The following is a 19,644-nucleotide window of genomic DNA, read 5'->3' on the forward strand; positions in this document are numbered from 1 at the left end:
TTGTTTCATAAATCATAGGTAATTGTATTATGGAATTAAGTTTTGAGCAGATGTATCAGGCAATACTAGACAAAGACATCAGGTATGAAGGAGTGTTTTTTACTGCCGTAAGGACAACAGGTATTTTTTGCCGGCCATCTTGTACCGCAAGAAAACCGAAACCTGAGAATATCGAATTTTTCAGGTCGACTAAGGAATGCATCCTTCGTGGATATCGGGCATGTAAAGTATGTCATCCACTTGAACTGTTGAGCGAAACGCCTTCCTATATCAAAAAGATTATCTCCGAGTTATCTGCGGATCCAAGCTTAAAATTTAAAGACTATGATTTACGTCAGCGTGGTGTCGAGCCCCATCAGTTGAGACGCTGGTTTTTAAAAAACCACCGTATGACATTTCACGCTTATCAGCGAATGTTCCGGATAAATTCAGCGTTTAAAAAGATCCAAAACGGCGAATCTGTAACAGACGTCGCTTTTAATTCAGGATACGAATCACTTAGCGGTTTTGGGGACTCTTTTAAACATATCTTTGGAGTTTCCCCTAAAAAAAGTAAACAACAAAATATAATTGATCTTAAAAGGATAGAAACTCCCTTGGGTACAATGTATGCCTGCGCTGTAACGCAAGGCGTATGTCTACTCGAGTTTACAGATCGGAAAATGCTCGAAACAGAATTTAAAAGTTTGGCAAAAACACTAAACGCAACGATCGTGCAGGGGAACAATCCCCATTTTCCCTTGTTGGAAAAAGAGCTCAGAGAGTATTTTGAAGGAAACCGGCAAGAATTTACAGTACCACTATATAGCCCCGGAACGGTGTTCCAGAACAGGGTATGGGAAGCGCTTAAAAACATTCCCTATGGCGAAACTAAGACCTACAAGCAACAGGCAATCGCTATCGGCAGCGCAGATTCGGTGCTGGCGGTCGCAAATGCGAACGGATTGAATAAAATTTCGATCTTAATACCCTGTCATCGCGTCGTTGGAACAGACGGAAGCCTGACCGGTTATGGAGGCGGTATCTGGCGTAAAAAATGGCTTTTGGAATTGGAGAGCAAAAAATCCTAGGCACTCCCGCTATCGATCTACAATACTAATCCTTTATTCTTATGAAAATTGTTAACAAGTGGTTTGCACTATGTGTAGTGCTTACTGCACCCTTGCTATATGTAATTGATATCTTTATTATCAATATCGCGATTCCGACGATCAAGACAAATCTGCACGCCACTGATGGTGAAATACAATTGGTAATAGCCTCCTATTTATTGGGCAGTGCCTGCTTTTTGGTAACCGGCGGGCGAGCCGGAGACTTTCTTGGTAAAAAAAGAGTTTTCTTTTGGGGGATGCTGGCATTTACAGTCACATCCTGCATTTGCGGTTTATGCCAAAATGCGACACAATTAAATGTCGCACGTTTTTTTCAAGGAGTTAGTTCCGCATTTATGGTAACTCAGTCTATTGCATTAATTCAAGTTTTATTCACTGAAAGCAAAGAGAGAGCAGTTGCAATCGGGTGGTATGGGATAACATTAAGCATAGCAGCCATTATTGGACAAGTTTTAGGCGGGTATTTAGCAGAGACACATTTTGTAATAGAAGGTTGGCGTTTAATATTTTTCATTAATTTGCCTGTTGGCATATTTTCTTTATTAGCTATACATTTTTATCTGACCGAAACACCTACATTGGAAAAAGTGAAGTTTGATTACCAAGGAGCTTTGTATTTAACAATCGGGCTGGCCTGTATCATCTATGCTTTGACCGAAGGTAGAGATAATGGATTTCCTTGGTGGTTTTATACGTTAACATTTTTATCGATCGTTTTTTTGGCTAGCTTTATTGTTATTCAACAAAGAAAACTGAAACGCAAACAAGACCCCTTAATTGATATTTCTTTATTCAAACTAAAGGATTTTAAAATAGGCTTATTTGCTGTACTATTTCATTTTATGCTGCACACGGCTTATTTATTGATTGTTGCAGTTTATTTACAAAGTGGATTGGGGATATCAGCCTTGGCCTGCGGTATGTATTTTATTCCCCATGCTATTCTATTTATGATTTCATCGGTCTTTGCCGGAAAACTCCTTCCTCGATATGGTAAGCGTATTCTACAATTAGGTTTGTCTATCATTTTAGTATCCTTTGTTTTACAAATGATATTCTTCTCGCACAGAGACATTCCATTTATTTCTATGCTCTTGATAGGCTTGTATGGATTAGGCAACGGTTTAGTTCTTCCATTTCTGTTAAATGTGGTTTTAGATCATATTGAGGAGAAAGATGCAGGTGCTGCTTCGGGAATATTTTCTACATTTCAGCAGACAGCTTCCGCATTGGGAATAAGTATCATCGGTGGAATTTTTTATTCGATTTTAGAGCATGAATACTTCAAGAATAACTATCTTTTTGCGCTACAAGCAGGGTTGTCGGTAGGCATTTTTTTTCTGATCATCGTATGGTGCATGTTATCAAAATTACCATATTCTTATAAACCAGAAAAAGTTGATTTACATCAACTAGATTAACACCTCGAAGTAGCATGTTCGCGGCGTTCATCGCGTGCGGTCCATCAACCCGAAGAAAACCTTATCTAATCAAGTAGGGGTAATATCCGTTCCATCGGATCGCTACTGGAAAATGGGCTGCTGAAGCCGCATTTTCCATGTTTTTGAATTTGACGAATTGGGTAAAGCATAGATGCAGAGTGAAACAGACTTACAGTGGTAAAGTTGTCTTCAAGTGATGAGCAAAATGCATGAAGGCATAAACTTTGAATATGACTGAAGAAAAAGGCGCAGAAACTCGATTAAACGCAAAAAGCTGAGGTTTATACTTCAGCTTAAAGTAATTTGCATATTGCAATATTAAGTTGTTATCTTCAGGTATTTGATTCGTTCATTAGACAACTGGAAATGATATTTCAAAACAACGGGACTACCGGGAAATGTGCCTGAAGCCTCCGCCGATAAGATGCATCCACTTTCATTAAAATCTAATGGTTTCATCGTAGCTCTGTATTCTTTGTTGGCTAGGTCAATCCAGTTTTGAATTGCAATTTTTCCCTTGTGATTTTTTCCTTCATCAAATACTTCCGCATCTTCAGTAAAACAATTTGCGTAAGCTGCACTGTCAAATTCGTTTTGCGCCTTCACTAGTTCGGAGATAATGTTTGGTAAATTCATGTTTTTTATTTTTTAGATGATTATTAAATGGTCGGTACTGTTCCGCCGTCAATTACATATTCTGTTCCAGTTAGATAACTGGCTCTTGGCGAAACAAGGAAGCCAACAAGTTCAGCCACCTCTTTAGGTTCAGCGGGTCTGCCGAAAGGAATTCCTCCCAATGCATCCATTACGCTTTGTTGCGCTTCTCCAATGGTGCTGTTGGCGTTTCTTGCAATTTCGCCCAGCCAGGCCTCGGATGCTGTAGTATTGATCCATCCGGGCGAAACAGTCAGCACACGCACACCTTTAGGAGTAACTTCGTTCGATAAACTTTTGCTGTAATTTCTCAATCCTGCTTTTGCCGCTGCGTAAGGTAAGGTTGAATCATATAGAGGCAATTTACCCTGAATTGAAGCAATGTGGATGATAACACCGGTTTTCCGATGGATCATCTGCGGCAGAAAGCCCCTATCCAGACGAATTGGAGCCAAAAGGTTAGCCTGAATTGTCGATTCCCAATCCTCATCGCTTAGCGCTGCAAACCCGCCCGCAGGCGTAGATGATCCGCCGAGGTTGTTTACCAGAATATCTAGTCTGTCATAGCTCGAAAGCACTTCGCTCACTACTTTTTGCGCTCCCTCTGCTGTACTCAGATCGGAAGCAATGAAATGCAGCTTGCTGTTTTCTGGTTCGGGTGAATTTCTGGCGGTAATCACAACCGTTGCACCAGCCTGTAGCAGCCTATCCGCAATAGCTCTTCCAGCACCTTTTGTACCTCCGGTCACCAAAGCAATCTTGCCTGATAACTCATTGTTGAAATTAAATTGTTCCATTTTATGAATTGTTTATAGGACAAAATTGGGGTATAAAAACAGTCTGTACAAGTACGGAGTTACGATTCATATAGGGATAAATTTTTCCCCTATTGTACAAATCGGAACATACCTTTAACTTTGAAATATGTATGAGAGAAAAATAATTCCGAACCTGAACTGCGGCCTCGACTTGATAGGCGAAGTGCTTTATGGGAAATGGAAAATACGCTTGCTCTGGTTTATTGAACAAGGGCACAAAAGGCCCAGTGAATTGCAGCGTAAAATACCGGATGCCTCTCGACGGGTACTGAACATTCAACTGAAGGAACTGGAGGATCATGAGCTTGTCATGAAGAAAATATATCCTGTGGTGCCACCAAAAGTAGAATATTCGCTCACGGATTTTGGGAAGAGCTTGATTCCGGTGATTTCTGCCTTGGGACACTGGGGTGATCAACACCAAGATCGACTGAGAAGAGTAATCTTAAAAAGAATTCCGGGATAAGTGGAATGAAATATTAAACTGAATTTATATAAAAACAGCGGTCAATTGACCGCTGTTTCACGATGTCCTCTGATTTTACAGACTACGGATCGTACCGCCATCGACCCGTAGCACAGCGCCACTTATATAGTCTGCAAAACGACTACAGAGGTAGACCACGGCCCCCGCAATTTCCTCAGGTGTACCGAACCTGCCGGTATCGTTAGGAATAAGCTCCTGAACCGCTTTGTACTTGATCTCTTCCATATCCTTTCCCCAGCCAAATTTAGGAGCTGCCTGCTCGAGCCATTGTTCCACCATGGGATTAATGATGGCTCCGGGTGATACGATATTAGAAGTGATCCCCGTATCTTTAAGCTGCCTCGCCAGCGAAGCGGACATATTATGCCGCGCGGCAAGAGTAGCATTATAATGCGGCTGTTCCTTTATGGGCTGTATGGCCAGACCACCACCGATGTGTATCACTCTGCCCCAGCCAAGCTCTTTCATCTTTGGAACGATGCGTTGTATCATACGTACATAAGAAACCACGTTGGTATCGTACAGCTCAAGCCAGTCCTGCGTACTAGCTTCGCCCCACGCTTTATGTGAAGTAACTCCGGCATTATTAACCAGTATATCCACCGGTCCACATGAGAGTGCTGCTGCAGCTACGGCATCGGCACCTTCATCTGTCTTAAGGTCTCCGATAGCTACTGCTGCTGATCCGCCGGAAGCGTTAATCTCCGCAGCTACAGCTTCGGCACGTTCAAGGTTACGCCCATGTATAATTACCATGGCGCCTTCACTTGCGAGCATTTTGGCAATAGCTTCGCCCAACCCGGAACTAGATCCGGTTACCAGGGCACGTTTACCCTTTAATTGTATGTCCATTTTAAATGATTTTTGTTATGAATGTTTTTTATTTGGCGCATAACCAAATTCCTTTTTGTAGGCAAAGGAAAAATGGGAGAGATCCTCAAACCCCAGATCCAGGTACACCTCGGATGGTTTCTCTTTTTGCTGTTCGATCAGAAAACGGGCTGTATCCAGACGCTTCCGCAACAGCCATCTGCCCGGACTGGTATGAAACTGCTTTTCAAAATCGCGTTTAAACCCCGAGAGGCTGCGGCCCGTAAGAAAAGCAAAACGTTCCATAGGTACATTGTAGCGGTAGTGGCTGTTCATAAAAGCTTCAAGATCTATCTTACCCGGTACATTAAAATCAAACAAAACATTTTTAAATACAGGATTAAGCTGGATAAGCAGCAAAACAAGCTCTCTGGCTTTTAGCGCAACAATGCGCTCATCCATTTGCTGTTGCAGGTAAGGAACTAAAGAATCTACAAAACCTTGCAGTAATGTGCCCGACTGTATCAGCAGTGCTGTATGGGGATTAATTATGCTATCGGCTTTCAGCCCGTACTGCTCGCTCATTTCCTTTAAGGTGCATTGATCGATATGCACTGCGATAGACCTGAAACTTCCGTCGGTAGTACTTTTCACGTATTTGGTCAGCTGGTTGCGTCGGAAAAAGCGGAAGTCTCCTTCATGATAAGAATGCTTTTGATCAGCCAGCCAGACATCCTGTTTACCTTGGAGAATATAACTGAAGATATGATCTGCTACAAAAGCTTCACCCTCGATCGTATTGCCTGAATACGAATTGAGCATTATTTTAGGGCCTGTGGCAGCATCTTTTGCTTTTTCAGAAATATCATTTTTGCATTCCATGGCGATTAGCTTATGATTACTTTTGGTTCTAATTGTTCTTCGAGGCCATATAAACCTCCTTCTCTGCCCAGGCCCGATTGTTTAAATCCGCCGAATGGTGCCAGCGCATCGTGAGCGATCGTATTGATCGCGATCCTGCCTGCATTGAGCTGTGCAGCCACTCCCTGCGCCCGCTCCATGTCTGAACTGCTTACATAAGCATGCAGTCCATATATAGTATCATTGGCGATGGCAATAGCTTCTTCTTCAGTTTTGTAAGTGATAACGGATAATACAGGCCCGAAAATTTCTTCCCGGGCAATCGTCATTTCATTACTTACACCTGTAAATATAGTGGGTTTGACGTAAAATCCGTCTTGTAATCCATCCGGTTTGCCCAGACCTCCAGCTAAAAGTTCCGCGCCCTCGTCGATACCCAGCCTGATGTAATGCTGTATCCGGTCATATTGTTTCTGACTGGCCATTGGCCCGATGACCGTCTGCTCATCTCTTGGATCACCCACTTTTTGTGTAGCTATCGTTTTCAGCAAGATAGCTTTAACCTCTGGCAGGACAGCTTCGGGCACCAGCAGTCGTGTGCCAGCAATACAGGCCTGACCACTGTTCATAAAGGCCGCATTTACCGCCATTGGTATTGCAGTATTGAGATCCGCATCATCAAGAATGATGTTGGGTGATTTTCCGCTGAGTTCCAGCGTGACCCGCTTCATCGTGTCCACTGCATTACGGGCAATGATCTTGCCGACCATTGTAGAACCTGTGAACAGAATTTTGGTTACTGCGGGATGGGTAGACAATACCGTTCCCAAAATATCTCCGCGTCCATGCACCATATTGATTACGCCGGCTGGAAGTCCTGCCCGGTCGAAGCACTCGGCCAGAACCTGAGATTGCATCGCACTCATTTCACTGGGCTTGATCACTACGGTACAGCCAGCTGCAATCGCCGCTGCCAGCTTCACACATATGGAACCTGAATTGGCATTCCAGGCCGTCATGATCCCGGTTACACCAACCGGCACCATTGCCATTGCCGACTGACCTATGCGGCGTTCGAAAGAAAAATCCCTAAGGATTTCCTTAAAGTAAAGGAATGTCTCTGCGGCATACTGGTTCGACCAGCGCGACCGTTGTGCCGTTGCACCGTACTCTGTTGTGGTTACTTCCTGCAGGGCATCGAGGCACTCCATCAGCGCATCGTGTAATTGCTGTAGGTAATCCATGCGCTGTTCTCTGCTTGTTTGAGAAAAAGAAGGTAACGCTGCTGATGCAGCAGCTATTGCAGCCTCCATATCCTGCTCATTGCCCAATACCACTTGGCCGATGAGGCTTTCATCCGAAGGATTAATGATATCCATCTTCTCGGTTCCTGTCGAAGGCCGAAATTGACCATCGACATAATGCTGGTTGATTATTTTCATTTTGCTGTCTTTTAACACTTCGCTCAAGAGCATCGTTATTTATTAACACAAAATTACTTCGCTACCGTCTTTGAAGGTTTGTTAGAAAGCCCAGATTACTTTGTTGATTGGATCAATTTTTATTTCTTTTTAATTTATCAACAATAAAACCTATCAACCATCCCAATCCGCCTCCTATCAGGATATATACTAATATCTTTTTGATAAAGAATTGCCAAGAAATAATGCTGATTCCATATTCATCTATAGGAGCAGTATCAGAATAACTTACTACTGAATCCAAAATTGAAAATAATAAGCCTATGCCTCCACCTACTGTAGTTAATGCTTTTTTCATAACTTCTTCACTAAAACTTCTGTTGGATAATAACGATTTTTCACATTTCTAATTTCTTAATCGCCCGATTCCCTTGCCTTGGTAGGAGGGAAGAGGTTTATCAAACTGAAAAAACGGTCGCCATGCGGTAAAAACAGCATATAAAGAGCTTTGAAATGTTCTTTTAACTTACCTTGATAAAGATAGAGTCTTTCATTGTCAAATATGGTGCCCATAGAAAGTTGGTTGAGTATGGATCGTGTTTATTTCAGATTCAATATAAGTAATTTTATGAAGATCGGAAAATGATTCCGACGTTTCAGCAAAGGAGACAGTCTTTTCTTCGTTACCGAGATTAATGAACTGCAGACAATTTGACGGTATCGTAAATACGTTGGAAGCAATAGATCCGCCTGATGCTGATCTTCTAGCTGAGAGATCTTCTCATCGTTTGTTAAACGAATTCTTCAGGAGACGTAAGATCAGGCAACTCAGGGATAAACGATCATTTTTTTTAGTGATCAACGTCAGGATTTCTAAGCCCAATGATTTGTAATTTTAGTATATTAAAATTCAAGGTTATGAAAGCGTTTCTGAATTTTACGATGATTTTTTTCGGCATAATGCACATTGTTGTCCATGGGCAGGATACAAAGACAGCTAACAAGATCACATTATTATTGAAAGACAGTCTCTATTTGGCTAACTTAAATTATCCAAAATCAGTCAGTCGATGCTATGCCACAAATAGTTATAATTTTCTTTGGTTAAATGATAAACAAAACATAGATCAGGCTGAAACGGCTTTAGCGCTTCTAACACACGCTAATCGCTTTGGATTATTATCCTCAGATTACTATTCTAAGAACCTCACATTTGAGGGATTAAACCAATTGGGCGGTTTCTTTTCTGAGAAACACGAAGAGCGGAAAGCCATTTTCGATATATTGATGACCGATGGTCTCATTACCTTTATCAATAATATTCATTTTGGTAAATATAATCCATTATATGATCGTTCCTATATTGATAGTATTAGTATTAACGGTTTTTGTGCGGACAAAGCGTTATCTAATGCTCGTCGTCAGTTAGATTTTTCCAAAGCAGTATGTGAGGCTCAGCCTAAACTCAAAGCGTATCAGGATTTGCAGAACTATTTGGATCAATTTTATGCGGTAGGTAATCCCGATACGACATCCGCTGAAATGGCAAAAATTCTAATAAATATGGAACGTTTAAGGTGGATAAATACCCAAAGCTCAGATTATGTTTGGATAAATATCCCATCCTATACTTTAGCGTTTCATCATCAGGGTAATGTGTCAGAATTTAAAGTCGTTGTTGGGAAACCAAAAACAGCAACACCTGTTTTGGAGAGCGAAATAGATTATTTTTCCACAGCTCCCGATTGGAGAGTTCCTCAAAGTATATTTCGGAATGAAATTTTGCCTGAAATTTTAGAAAACAGCGGGTATCTAGAAGATAACCATTATTCGATCTACGATGAAACAGGGGGGGAAATTATCGTGAATTCATCGACATTACAAGAAATAAACAAAAATCCACGAAAGTATAGCGTGCGGCAATCCTCCGGTGGTCACAATGCCTTGGGTGCAATCGTCTTTCGGTTTCAGAATTCACATGGTGTATACCTGCATGATACTCCACAAAAGCAGTACTTCAATCGAGAAAACAGAGCACTTAGTCATGGCTGTATAAGGGTTCAAAATCCCAAGTTACTGGCGACTCAGCTTTTGGCATTTGATGATTCAAATGAAAAAATCGCGGTTCTGGAAGAGGCAGTGAAGGCGTACTGTAAGAGAGATTTTATTCTGAAGCAACCTGTACCTATTATTATCACTTATTTGACTGTGCTGATAAAAAATGGCAAGCCAATTATATACGATGATATCTACCAGTTAGACAAATCTTTAGTGGAAATGTTACATCATGATATGCGGACATTATTCGATCTACGATGAAACAGGGGGGAAAATTATCGTGAATTCATCGACATTACAAGAAATAAACAAAAATCCACGAAAGTATAGCGTGCGGCAATCCTCCGGTGGTCACAATGCCTTGGGTGCAATCGTCTTTCGGTTTCAGAATTCACATGGTGTATACCTGCATGATACTCCACAAAAGCAGTACTTCAATCGAGAAAACAGAGCACTTAGTCATGGCTGTATAAGGGTTCAAAATCCCAAGTTACTGGCGACTCAGCTTTTGGCATTTGATGATTCAAATGAAAAAATCGCGGTTCTGGAAGAGGCAGTGAAGGCGTACTGTAAGAGAGATTTTATTCTGAAGCAACCTGTACCTATTATTATCACTTATTTGACTGTGCTGATAAAAAATGGCAAGCCAATTATATACGATGATATCTACCAGTTAGACAAATCTTTAGTGGAAATGTTACATCATGATATGCGGACTGCCACTACTCCATAATATAGCAAATTTACGTTTACACCAGAAGTTTATAATATCTTCCCATTTCCTACAGGACATGAATAAGAACCGCATATGCGAAATTGGCTTACTATCTGTAATGAAAGTGACCAGTATCATTATTAAATATCGCAGGAATCATGATTTAATAGTATGGATAAACCTAATTTTAGAAATAAAACCATTAAATTAATTTATTATGAAAACCGCAGAAACAAACAGTAAGGCCAAGCAATCTTCACTTGGATCGACAATAGAAAAACTTTTGGACTAAGGATGAATCGTCTATTCAATTGGACAAAATGGAACCAACAATCAATATTATTGAAAAGAATGGTGTTTATAAAATTAAGGCTCTGGCACTTGAATCAGATAAAGGCCAATTATAAAGATGGACTGCTTCATATAACCATTAAAAAAACACATTGGACAATTAGCAAGTAAAAAGAAATCAAAATACGGTAACTAAACTTTACAGATTTCCATAATACTGGCCTTTAAACTAAAAAACGATGGAAACTATTTTTTTAAAATCCCTTGGCGGCGCGGGAACAGTCACTGGCTCTAAACACCTATTAACCCCCCCCGAACTCACTATATTGGTCGATTGTGGTTTGTTCCAAGGTATAAAAACCCTGCGTGAAAAAAATTGGGAACCCTTAGCTATTTCTGTCGAAGAGATTGATCTAGTTATTCTTACGCATGCTCATCTGGATCATTGCGGCTATATTCCCTTGCTCGTAAAAAACGGATTTAGAGGAAAAATCTATATGACGGAGCCTACCGCTGAACTGACAAAATTGATCTTGCTCGATAGCGCCAAAATACAAGAAGAAGATGCAAGAAAAGCAAATTACCATCTTTATTCCAAACATCATCCTGCGAAGCCACTGTACACGAGGGATGATGCAGAGCGATCTTTTAACTATTTTTATACCGTCCAGGAAAACAACGCTATAAACTTGAGCGATCACATTCAATGTGAGTTTAAACCCTGCGGCCATATCATCGGCGCCTGTTCAGTAGCCGTCACATGCTTTGATAAAATCATCGTATTTTCAGGAGATATCGGAAGGAGGCATAGTGAGGTTTTACCTATTAACGACTTTTTTACCAAAGCCGATTATTTAGTCATGGAGTCAACTTATGGAGACCGGTTACATGATAATACAAATGTGTATGATAGTTTGCAACATTGGATCAACCTGACGGTTGAAAATCAAGGGAATATTATCATTCCAAGTTTCGCAGTAGGCCGAGCCCAGGAGCTTCTTTATATAATTCATCAATTAAAGAAGCAGAAAAGAATTCCGCATGATCTACCGGTTATATTGGATAGCCCAATGGCTGCTTCAGCGACAGCCATAATGGTTGATTATGCTGAATATACTACCGTGGACAAAAGAGAATGGTCTGCGATTGTCTCTGGTGTTGATATTAACAGAGATTATATCAATACGCAGGAAATCATTCGTGATAAAAAAAGTAAAATTATAATTGCTGGTAGTGGCATGGTGACCGGCGGTCGTGTTCTTGAGTATTTGAAGCACGACCTAGGGAGCAGTCGGAATACAATCTTAGTTGTAGGTTTCCAGGCGGAAGGCACACGTGGCAGGGCATTGTTAAATCAATCGCATGAATTGAAGATCCACGGTTCGTATTATCCTGTAAGGGCTAATATTGTAGAATTGACCGGATTATCGGCACATGCCGATCAGTCCGGGTTAATGGAATGGATTGGCAAATATATAATCACTCCTAAGCAAATCATGCTCGTACATGGTGAACCTTCAGCATTGGAGGCACTACGTGTAAAGATCCAGACAGATTTAAACATCCCTGTTAAAATATTAGTCAAAGATGAACAGGTTGCCTTTTCATAGCCTAAATATTCTTTGCATCAAGTGGTGCATCCCAGTGTCCAGGTATAATCATTTATGGAAAGATATCTAATTTTCTTCATCGTAGCGTTAATCGCTGAAGTATTAGGGACAGTCTCTGGATTTGGTTCATCCATATTATTCGTTCCAATCGCCGCTCTATTCTTTGATTTTAAAACAGTATTGGGAATTACTGCGGTATTTCATGTTTTTAGTAATCTGTCTAAAATTGCATTGTTCAAAAAGGGGATCCGTTTGGATATTGCGATCAAGCTGGGTATTCCCGCCGTTATATTTGTCATATTGGGCGCCATCACCACCAAGTTTTTACCGGTTCAGCAAATTGAGTTGGGGATGAATATCATCTTGGTTTTTCTGGCTTTATTTTTAATGTTTAAATCAGGCAGGCCTGTTAAACCATCCAATTCAAATCTATATATTGGAGGCATCACTTCCGGGTTTATTGCTGGCATAGCAGGTACCGGCGGAGCGATTCGTGGTATTACATTAGCAGCTTTCCAATTACCAAAAGATGTTTTTATCGCTACTTCCGCTCTGATTGATCTGGGGGTCGATCTGAGCCGGGCAATTGTCTATATAAGCAATAGTTATTTTACCAGTAAACACCTATTTTACATCCCGTTTTTGATCGGTGTAAGCGTTTTGGGTAGTTATCTTGGGAAGTTGATATTACAAAGAACATCGGAAAAAACATTTAGATATATTATTCTGATCGTTATATTGATTACTGCCGCATTCCAGCTTTATAAGTATATCTATACGGGTAGATCATAAATAGAAAAGCCATTGGCGCCTTTAACTTTCTGAACAGAACGATTAGGATGGGTGTCAATTAAGACACCCTTATTTTGAAATTAAGATTTTAGCCAAACTGCTTCATTTTTAAAATTTAAGAATACAATTGAATCCAAGCTGATTTGACTGGTAATACGGAATATAGATCATTTTATTATCCTGTTTGTTCCCGAACAGTTTTGAAATTTTTGGAAATGACCAATATGCGAATTCGGTGGACAATATTCCTATGCCTGCTCCTGCGACCACGTCGCCGACCCAATGCTTATCATTGAATGTTCTATATGTTCCGGTAAATATCGCAAAGGGGTAACCGAGGAAACTAAGCCACAAATTATGTCCGCGATATTCGCGGAACATAAAATGGGCTGTTGCAAAGGCTGTAGCTGTATGACCAGAAGGAAAAGATAAGCTGTTTGAACCATCGGGTCGTTTTTCGTGTACGAGGTGTTTGGTAGGCGTAACGATAGCTGTGGAAAGAAGCAAAGAAGTGGCCAGAATTATACTACGATCTTTAAAATCATGCTTTCCTTTTATACCAATTTCATTTAAACCATAGACTAAAGCTCCGGGTATAAATTGCGTGTAATTATCAACTTTAATATGCGATGGACTGTGCTCTCCGATCTCAAAACGGGTTGAACTGTTGATCTCTTTTATTCCCGGGTTGGTAAGGCTAAGAATACCATATCCAATGCATATGGATGGTATAATTGTCCTTTTGTAGCTTGGCTTATACATATTGTCCGAAGAATCGACGTGGGCCGACTCGTTTCCAACCAGCGTATCCAGACTAGTGCCAATAAACATTCCAAACGCTAAATTCCCGAAAAGTGAACATACGATTGTGATTAAGATTGCGACTTTCATGTAATTGAATCCAAGATTTAAGAGAATAATATTTTATTATAAAAAAAAGTATCGGTAGCGACGTGTTTAATAATGTTTTCATAGCGATTTTATTTAATCTTCCCCGCTGTTTTTTAACTGCATTAACAAGGTGTAGGCATTCTTATTAACGATTTTTTTACCTACGAAATCTCGATGGTTCAACACCTTTGCCAGCCCTTTTTGGGGTTCCTCAACGGATATTGCTGCCAGGCGATAATTTCTGTTTCCTTCCGAGACGAATACATAACTTTTTCCTTCAAAGTCTATAATACATTCTTCCGGCAGGGCCTGTGCTAACGTGGTTTTTGTTTGGATTTCAGCATTCATATATACCCCAGGTACCAGATCCGGATCATATTTATCCAAATGGCAATGGACAGCTGTCATACCTGTGGGATCGACATCCTTGCCGATCAAATGAATTTTTCCCGAGTACTTTTTATTGGGATTAGCATTGGAGTAAGCTAATAACGTTTGTCCTGGATGGAGCTGTTCAAGATCCTTTTCATAGACTTTCAGATTTAGGTGGATGTCCGTTGGGTTGATCAATTCAAAGAGGACATCCGAAGGATTTACATATTTTCCGATATTGACATTGACTTTACTTACATAGCCATCGATCGTGCTGTATACGGGAGCACTTTTACGGATATTCCCGGCAGCAATGGTACTGGGTTGAATATGAACGAGTTCTAATTGTTTGGCGATTGCATTCATAGTTATTTGCTGGCTGTTCATTTCGGCCTGTGCTTGTTGCATTACTTTATCACTGCTTGCCTGACTCTGGTTGAGTTCTTTTTGACGTGTGTAGTCGAGCTGGGCAAATTGTAGTTTCGACTGGGCGGCAAGATAGTCTTGCTGCAGTTGGATAAACTGTGGATTTTCGACGATGGCAATAATATCACCTTTTGATACTTTCATGCCTGGCAGCAGGCTGGTACTCTTTAAGTATCCCCCCAAAGGAATACTTACAGACACCAGATTCTGAGGCGGTACATCAATTTTTCCATTCAGTTTTAATATGCTGGCTATCGGCTGGTCCGAAAGCGTTACCGTCTCTATTTGGGCATTTTGTAGTTGCGCTTCCGTTAAGGAAACAAGAGTTTCGTCTTTCGGCTTTGCTGATGACGGTGAAGCCTCGCCTTTATTGCCCTGGCAAGAGATGCCAGTTGTTGCCAACATAAGAAAGATATATTGGACTATCATATTTTTCGTTTTCATTTCTATTGATTTATCATGATGTAATGAAGCTGAATGGCATTTTCATTGAGCTGCCACAATGCATCTGTATAGCTACTTTTCAGCGCGATTGCCTGGTTTATTAAAGTGACAAATTCGAGATAGTCAATGGCTCCATTGGAAAATTGCTTCTGCGCTGTTTCAAAAACTATTGCTGCATTTTTGAGTTCCTCGGATTCATATTGATCGACAATAGCGAGACTGGTCTGATAGCGTTGGGCGAATTCTTGGGACCGTCTTTCAAGCGCAGATTGTGCATTTTGAAGTTCATCGCTTGCAATGGTTTCTGCCAGACGTGCAGTTTCGATCCGAGCACGCTGTCCGCTGGAAAATACCGGTATGGAGAGCCCTAACTGCACCGAATGAAATCTTGGACTCGCGTCGTAGATTCTGTTATCAGGCCCCGCACCTTTAAAACTATTCAAATTGTAGCCTAGCAACAGTTGGGGGAGTAGTCGGGATTTTTCCATTGCAGTTGTATGCGCTGCGACTATCTTTTCTTGTTGCAGCACTTTGAGTAAAGGGTGGTCGGCCACCGATGACTGAACGAAAGTAGCCTTTTCCACAATGGTAGGGGTGTAGGCTTGTGATGTATTTAGCAACCATTGGAATTGCAGTTTAAGGACATTTATTTCATCAGCTACCTGTCTCAATTGGATTGTGATTGCGGCCTTTTGATTTGCCGCAGTTGAGCTTTCCAGCACATTGCTTTCTCCTGCCTTCTTACGGAGAACTGTTTTGTCAAGGAAGCTGCTATAAAGGGATAATGCCTCGCTCAAAAGTTTTTCCTTTTGCTGCCAATATAGTATGTTATAGTAGGTAAGGCTAACAGCCTTTTTCAGCTCAAACTCTTTGAGGGTGACATTCAGCTGACTTTTTTTCCATTCTTCGGTATAGCGCATACGTTGTCTTCTGTAGACGGTAGGAAAACCAAAGCGTTGACTGATACTAACCTTTGTATCCTGATAAGCGCTATTGATCTGCCCGTAATCTAGGCTGATATCCGTCTGCGGAATATCAGCAGTGGATGTCTTTATTAGAGCTTTGGCATAAGCTACACGCAGTTTTTCAATTTTTATGTTTCGGTTGTTTTGGAGCGCGAGTTCAATGGATTGATCCAAAGTGATCTTGGTCTGTGCTGTCGAATTTTTTGTTGCAAAAACAACAAGAGCAATCAAAAGAGGCACAACATGCTTTCTTTTTAATTTATGAGGTTTAAATCCGCGCTCCATGGTTACGTAAAGGAGCGGAAGCACAAATAAGGTTAATAGCGTCGCAATAAGCAGACCACCGATGACCACAGTTGCCAAAGGGCGCTGTACTTCAGCTCCAGCCCCGTTGCTTAGCGCCATAGGGATAAATCCCAGTGAGGCCACCGATGCGGTCATCAAAACGGGGCGCAACCGATTTTCACCACCATCGACAACAATACGCACAATATTACGGATGCCACTTTTTTGAAGCCGGTTAAATTCAGATATCAATACGATACCATTGAGCACCGCGACACCAAATAGCGCTATAAATCCAACTCCGGCACTAATACTAAAAGGCATTCCCCGCAGCGCCAATAAGAACACTCCACCGATAATCGATAATGGTATGGCGCTATAGATCAATAAACTTTCCCTAACAGATTTAAAAGCAAGGAATAAGAGTATGAAAATTAGCGCTAACGCAATAGGCACTGCAATCAAGAGGCGCTGCTTGGCGTTGTTGAGGTTTTCAAAAGAACCACCATATTTAATGGAGTATCCTGTTGGAAGTTTGATTTCCTTATCAATCTTAGCTTGTAGGTCATGAACGATACCTTGTACATCCCGCCCGTTGATATTAAATCCTACGACAATCCGCCGTTGCGCATTTTCCCGTTGGATCTGATTAGGGCCCTGTACAATCTCTACACGGGCCAACTGGGACAGTGGAATTTGGTTGCCCATAGGAGTAGGGATCAAAAGGTTACGGATATCAGTAATATTATTTCGGTCTCTGGCAGCTAGCCGTACAACCATGTCGAAGCGTTTCTCACCCTCGAACACCAAGCCCGTTCGCTGCCCGGCAAAAGCAGCATTGATTGTTCTGTTTATTTCATCAATCGAGAGATGATGTTGTGCAATGATAGGGCGATTATAAGATATGACAACCTGAGGAAGCCCAGCAATCGGTTCGATGTAGAGATCTTGGGTTCCCTCGACCTGTTCGATAATTTTACCTATTTTTTGAGCATGTAAGGTAAGGGAATCCAGATTATCTCCAAATATTTTGAGGACAACATCCTGACGTGCCCCCGTCATCAGCTCATTGAACCGCATTTGTACAGGATATTGAAATCCGGCCGTAATGCCGGGAACATCGGCTAATGCTTCGCTCATTTTTGTAGCAAGTTCAGGAAATGTACGCGCCGAAGTCCATTGCTTTTTGTCTTTTAAAATAACCATCATATCCGAGGCCTCCATCGGCATAGGATCGGTCGGCACCTCACCACTGCCAATTTTGGTGACTACTTTTTCTACTTCAGGAAATCTGCTCTTTAAAATATGCGCAGCTTTCTGTGTGCTTTCAATGGTCGTGGTCAGATTACTTCCTGGGAGGACACGGGTATCTACCGCAAAATCACCTTCCTCCAGTGAAGGAATAAATTCCCCACCTAGCTGGCTGAGTATCACTACAGCTCCTAAAAAAAGTAAAATAACCAGTGTAAAAATTGTCTTTGGAATCCGCAGTACTTTGAGTAGTATGTGCAGGTAAAACTTTTCCAGTCTTTTCATCAGCTTGTCCGAGAGTGAAGGTTTACTATTTCTTATACGTAGTAAAATTGAACTCATCATCGGTATATAGGTGAGCGATAGAAGAAATGCACCTAGTAAAGCAAAGGCAACCGTTTCAGCCATAGGTTTGAACATTTTACCTTCGATTCCCTGTAGCGTTAAGATGGGGAGGTAAACGATCAGGATAATGATCTGTCCAAAGACAGCGCTGTTCATCATGCGACCCGCTGATGCTGTTACCAAATCGTCCATTTCAGAAGCAGGTACTTTGAGTAGGGCTTTGAATCGTTGCTGTTGAATAAGCTGATGCATGACGGATTCAACAATAATGACTGCGCCATCAATGATTAATCCGAAATCGAGTGCACCAAGACTCATCAGGTTACCACTTACCCCAAAAAGGTTCATCATGCAGATTGCAAAGAGCATGGCCAGAGGAATGACCGAGGCCACGAGCAATCCGGCTCGTATATTACCCAGAAAGAGAACCAGCACAAAAACGACAATCAGTGCGCCTTCCAAGAGATTTGTCCGCACCGTGCTGATGGCATTATTGACCATTTTGGTACGGTCTAGAAAGGGCTCAATGATGACACCTTTGGGCAGGGTTTTTCGGATTTCCGCTACCTTGGCCTTGACGTCCGCAATCACTTGGCTACTGTTGGCTCCTTTAAGCATCATGACGACGGCTCCAGCCACCTCTCCATTGTCATTGTAGGTCATGGCACCGTATCGCGTTGCAAAACCAGGACGTACATCGGCTACATCCCGAATGAAAATCGGTAAGTCATTTCGATTCCCTGTAATCGCAATATTCTGAATGTCTTCAATCGTGCCAACCAATCCTTCACTTCGGATGTAGAGGACTGTGGGGCCTTTTTCGATGTAAGCGCCACCAGTATTCTGATTGTTGGTGTTGAGGGCATCAAAGACGTCGTTAATGGTAATCCCATACGCATTTAGCCTGTCGGGATTTACAGCGATCTCATATTGTTTGAGTTTGCCGCCAAAACTGCTGACCTCGGCCACACCCTTAACACCCAGCAGCTGCCGTCTGATAATCCAGTCCTGGATAGTACGGAGCTCAGTGACATTATATGTACGCTCGTATCCCTGTTGCGGACGAACGACATATTGGTAAATTTCTCCAAGACCTGTGGAAATGGGGCCTAGTTGAGGCGACCCTATACCTTGTGGGATTTCCTGTTGTATCTGTTGGAGACGTTCGGCTACTTGCTGCCGCGCCCAATAGATGTCAATATTATCATCAAAAACAATGGTTACCAGGGATAAGCCAAATCGCGAAAAGCTCCGTATTTCCTGTAATCCAGAAATATTACTGTTGGCCTGTTCGATCGGAAAGGTAACCAACCTTTCAATATCTGTAGCTCCAAAAGAAGGAGCAATGGTAATGACCTGCACTTGATTGTTGGTAATATCGGGTACGGCATCAATAGGCAATTTTGTTACCTGATAAGCGCCTATACCGATTAAAGCCAACATCAATAGCACGACAATGAGTTTGTTCTTTACAGAGAACTCAATGATTTTTGTAAGCATATCAAATAGATTCTGTTAAATCGTAAGTTTTGACAAAGACACTCGTGCACAGTAATATATTGACATTGAAAAGTACTTCCGTATTCGCATACAG

General features: G+C 41.5%; 16 protein-coding genes. 7 read left to right on the forward strand and 9 right to left on the reverse strand.

Annotation, left to right across the window (positions count from 1 at the left end):
• Nucleotides 1-29: 29 nt before the first annotated feature.
• Nucleotides 30-1,070: a bifunctional transcriptional activator/DNA repair enzyme AdaA gene (locus D7322_RS08140; protein WP_121123060.1), complete on the forward strand. Its 1,041-nt coding sequence runs from the start codon at nucleotides 30-32 to the stop codon at nucleotides 1,068-1,070.
• A gap of 41 nt (nucleotides 1,071-1,111) precedes the next feature.
• Nucleotides 1,112-2,533, forward strand: a complete 1,422-nt coding sequence (locus D7322_RS08145; RefSeq protein ID WP_121123062.1) for an MFS transporter — start codon at nucleotides 1,112-1,114, stop codon at nucleotides 2,531-2,533.
• Between the two features lie 339 nt (nucleotides 2,534-2,872).
• On the opposite strand, the gene D7322_RS08150 is transcribed toward D7322_RS08145, so the two are convergent.
• Both D7322_RS08150 and D7322_RS08155 read right to left on the reverse strand, forming a co-directional pair.
• Nucleotides 2,873-3,190 (reverse strand): Cif family virulence factor, encoded by a 318-nt coding sequence (locus D7322_RS08150; protein WP_121123065.1) that lies wholly within the window; start codon nucleotides 3,188-3,190, stop codon nucleotides 2,873-2,875.
• Nucleotides 3,191-3,213: 23 nt separating this feature from the next.
• Nucleotides 3,214-4,005, reverse strand: a complete 792-nt coding sequence (locus tag D7322_RS08155) for an SDR family oxidoreductase (RefSeq protein WP_121123067.1) — start codon at nucleotides 4,003-4,005, stop codon at nucleotides 3,214-3,216.
• Nucleotides 4,006-4,132: 127 nt separating this feature from the next.
• Here D7322_RS08155 and D7322_RS08160 point away from each other — a divergent pair, with 127 nt between their 5' ends.
• Entirely contained in the window at nucleotides 4,133-4,492 is a 360-nt protein-coding gene (locus D7322_RS08160; protein WP_121123069.1) for a winged helix-turn-helix transcriptional regulator, read from the forward strand.
• Nucleotides 4,493-4,567: 75 nt separating this feature from the next.
• On the opposite strand, the gene D7322_RS08165 is transcribed toward D7322_RS08160, so the two are convergent.
• The 4 genes from D7322_RS08165 to D7322_RS08180 all read right to left on the reverse strand — a co-directional run bounded on the left by D7322_RS08165 (nucleotide 4,568) and on the right by D7322_RS08180 (nucleotide 7,963).
• On the reverse strand, nucleotides 4,568-5,365 hold the full coding sequence (locus tag D7322_RS08165) for an SDR family NAD(P)-dependent oxidoreductase (protein WP_121123071.1): 798 nt from the start codon (nucleotides 5,363-5,365) through the stop codon (nucleotides 4,568-4,570).
• Nucleotides 5,366-5,380: 15 nt separating this feature from the next.
• Entirely contained in the window at nucleotides 5,381-6,205 is an 825-nt protein-coding gene (locus tag D7322_RS08170; protein WP_121123073.1) for a helix-turn-helix domain-containing protein, read from the reverse strand.
• A gap of 5 nt (nucleotides 6,206-6,210) precedes the next feature.
• Nucleotides 6,211-7,626, reverse strand: coding sequence for an aldehyde dehydrogenase family protein (locus D7322_RS08175; RefSeq protein WP_121123501.1), 1,416 nt, complete (start codon nucleotides 7,624-7,626; stop codon nucleotides 6,211-6,213).
• A 112-nt stretch (nucleotides 7,627-7,738) separates the two neighbouring features.
• Nucleotides 7,739-7,963, reverse strand: a complete 225-nt coding sequence (locus D7322_RS08180) for a hypothetical protein (protein ID WP_121123075.1) — start codon at nucleotides 7,961-7,963, stop codon at nucleotides 7,739-7,741.
• A 560-nt stretch (nucleotides 7,964-8,523) separates the two neighbouring features.
• Here D7322_RS08180 and D7322_RS08185 point away from each other — a divergent pair.
• From D7322_RS08185 to D7322_RS08200, 4 genes are all read left to right on the forward strand, one after another.
• Nucleotides 8,524-9,924 (forward strand): L,D-transpeptidase family protein, encoded by a 1,401-nt coding sequence (locus D7322_RS08185; RefSeq protein WP_121123078.1) that lies wholly within the window; start codon nucleotides 8,524-8,526, stop codon nucleotides 9,922-9,924.
• Nucleotides 9,893-10,396 carry a L,D-transpeptidase family protein gene (locus D7322_RS08190; RefSeq protein WP_121123080.1) on the forward strand — a complete coding sequence of 168 codons (504 nt, stop codon included), beginning with the start codon at nucleotides 9,893-9,895 and terminating at the stop codon, nucleotides 10,394-10,396. Before D7322_RS08185 ends, D7322_RS08190 begins: the two co-directional genes overlap by 32 nt.
• 512 nt (nucleotides 10,397-10,908) lie before the next feature.
• Nucleotides 10,909-12,279: an MBL fold metallo-hydrolase RNA specificity domain-containing protein gene (locus D7322_RS08195; RefSeq protein ID WP_121123082.1), complete on the forward strand. Its 1,371-nt coding sequence runs from the start codon at nucleotides 10,909-10,911 to the stop codon at nucleotides 12,277-12,279.
• 54 nt (nucleotides 12,280-12,333) lie between these two features.
• A complete protein-coding gene (locus tag D7322_RS08200; RefSeq protein ID WP_121123084.1) occupies nucleotides 12,334-13,071 on the forward strand; it encodes a sulfite exporter TauE/SafE family protein in 738 nt (245 codons plus the stop codon).
• Between the two features lie 108 nt (nucleotides 13,072-13,179).
• Here D7322_RS08200 and D7322_RS08205 read toward each other — a convergent pair whose 3' ends face one another.
• From D7322_RS08205 to D7322_RS08215, 3 genes are all read right to left on the reverse strand, one after another.
• Entirely contained in the window at nucleotides 13,180-13,962 is a 783-nt protein-coding gene (locus D7322_RS08205; RefSeq protein WP_121123085.1) for a phosphatase PAP2 family protein, read from the reverse strand.
• 93 nt (nucleotides 13,963-14,055) lie between these two features.
• Complete coding sequence (locus D7322_RS08210; RefSeq protein WP_121123087.1) at nucleotides 14,056-15,204, reverse strand: efflux RND transporter periplasmic adaptor subunit; 1,149 nt, start codon at nucleotides 15,202-15,204, stop codon at nucleotides 14,056-14,058.
• A gap of 2 nt (nucleotides 15,205-15,206) precedes the next feature.
• Complete coding sequence (locus D7322_RS08215) at nucleotides 15,207-19,550, reverse strand: CusA/CzcA family heavy metal efflux RND transporter (RefSeq protein WP_121123089.1); 4,344 nt, start codon at nucleotides 19,548-19,550, stop codon at nucleotides 15,207-15,209.
• Nucleotides 19,551-19,644 lie beyond the last annotated feature (94 nt).

The sequence above is a fragment of the Sphingobacterium puteale genome (genome assembly GCF_003627955.1).
Classification (GTDB): domain Bacteria; phylum Bacteroidota; class Bacteroidia; order Sphingobacteriales; family Sphingobacteriaceae; genus Sphingobacterium; species Sphingobacterium puteale.

What these genes read in the sequence shown, in the direction of transcription:
- D7322_RS08140 (WP_121123060.1), top strand. Translation starts at nt 30, where the DNA reads ATGGAATTAAGTTTTGAGCAGATGTATCAGGCAATACTAGACAAAGAC.
- D7322_RS08145 (WP_121123062.1), top strand. Translation starts at nt 1,112, where the DNA reads ATGAAAATTGTTAACAAGTGGTTTGCACTATGTGTAGTGCTTACTGCA.
- D7322_RS08150 (WP_121123065.1), bottom strand. Translation starts at nt 3,190, where the DNA reads ATGAATTTACCAAACATTATCTCCGAACTAGTGAAGGCGCAAAACGAA.
- D7322_RS08155 (WP_121123067.1), bottom strand. Translation starts at nt 4,005, where the DNA reads ATGGAACAATTTAATTTCAACAATGAGTTATCAGGCAAGATTGCTTTG.
- D7322_RS08160 (WP_121123069.1), top strand. Translation starts at nt 4,133, where the DNA reads ATGTATGAGAGAAAAATAATTCCGAACCTGAACTGCGGCCTCGACTTG.
- D7322_RS08165 (WP_121123071.1), bottom strand. Translation starts at nt 5,365, where the DNA reads ATGGACATACAATTAAAGGGTAAACGTGCCCTGGTAACCGGATCTAGT.
- D7322_RS08170 (WP_121123073.1), bottom strand. Translation starts at nt 6,205, where the DNA reads ATGGAATGCAAAAATGATATTTCTGAAAAAGCAAAAGATGCTGCCACA.
- D7322_RS08175 (WP_121123501.1), bottom strand. Translation starts at nt 7,626, where the DNA reads ATGAAAATAATCAACCAGCATTATGTCGATGGTCAATTTCGGCCTTCG.
- D7322_RS08180 (WP_121123075.1), bottom strand. Translation starts at nt 7,963, where the DNA reads ATGAAAAAAGCATTAACTACAGTAGGTGGAGGCATAGGCTTATTATTT.
- D7322_RS08185 (WP_121123078.1), top strand. Translation starts at nt 8,524, where the DNA reads ATGAAAGCGTTTCTGAATTTTACGATGATTTTTTTCGGCATAATGCAC.
- D7322_RS08190 (WP_121123080.1), top strand. Translation starts at nt 9,893, where the DNA reads ATGATATGCGGACATTATTCGATCTACGATGAAACAGGGGGGAAAATT.
- D7322_RS08195 (WP_121123082.1), top strand. Translation starts at nt 10,909, where the DNA reads ATGGAAACTATTTTTTTAAAATCCCTTGGCGGCGCGGGAACAGTCACT.
- D7322_RS08200 (WP_121123084.1), top strand. Translation starts at nt 12,334, where the DNA reads ATGGAAAGATATCTAATTTTCTTCATCGTAGCGTTAATCGCTGAAGTA.
- D7322_RS08205 (WP_121123085.1), bottom strand. Translation starts at nt 13,962, where the DNA reads ATGAAAGTCGCAATCTTAATCACAATCGTATGTTCACTTTTCGGGAAT.
- D7322_RS08210 (WP_121123087.1), bottom strand. Translation starts at nt 15,204, where the DNA reads ATGAAAACGAAAAATATGATAGTCCAATATATCTTTCTTATGTTGGCA.
- D7322_RS08215 (WP_121123089.1), bottom strand. Translation starts at nt 19,550, where the DNA reads ATGCTTACAAAAATCATTGAGTTCTCTGTAAAGAACAAACTCATTGTC.